General features: G+C 38.9%; 1 protein-coding gene. It reads right to left on the reverse strand.

Annotation, left to right across the window (positions count from 1 at the left end; all coding sequences use genetic code 11):
- Positions 1-98 precede the first annotated feature (98 nt).
- On the reverse strand, positions 99-848 hold a 750-nt coding region (locus ACZBKJ_RS09875; protein ID WP_463200923.1), incomplete at its 5' end, for an Imm49 family immunity protein.

Here is an 848-nt window from a genome sequence, read left to right on the forward strand (position 1 = left end):
ATCACAACAATCCGCATTACGCACCCACACCCCAAACTCACCAATATGGTAGTTGTGGAATTCTAGGACTTTAAAGTCGTAGACGATTTTAAATTGATTTAAGTTTGAGTTGGCTTAGGAGACCAATCCTTATAATCTTCAAATGGTGCCCAAATATCAAATTCTCTTAAAAAATCCCAAGGCTGTAGATAGTTTTCTAATGGCTGAATGGGTAGCCATTCTTTGGGAATCCAAGGGGTGTCAATTTCTACTTCATAACCGTTTAACCACGCTAATTTAGCATACATACAGGCATGAGTGGCAATAAAATGCTCAGTAAAAGTAAATACAAACTCATGATTTCTAACTTTGGCAATTTTAGGACTGGTCAGCTCGGTCAATACCGCCTCCATTTGTGTTTTATCGCCTTTTGCTAATGCTAAGTAAAAACGATGGTCTATCAGATATTTTTTATCTTTTCTTAGGCTCATGCTTAATATTTGTTCACAGCGTTCAGCCAATCTATCCCATTCATGATTTAATGCCAAAATCATCTGATAGCCATGAAAAGCAGGCTGTTTTGGGTTATCACGGTCTTTGATGTCGCTACGGTCATAATCATAAGAAATACGGTGCTTGCGATACCAGTCAATGATTTCTTGATTGTCTGACAGTAGCGGTGAAAAGAATTTATAGGAAGGAAACCACTCAAAAGGCTCATGCTGAAACACCATGCGTTCTAGCTTTGCAGACAAATAACACCACTGTTTAAAGGCGGTTAAATCTTTATCACGCACCCAAGCGACCATGGCATTGGCTTCTGCGTAACTGCTCATCATTCTTGTACAAAAACAAACATCGCCTTTTTG

The sequence above is a fragment of the Moraxella sp. I5G genome (assembly GCF_055193055.1).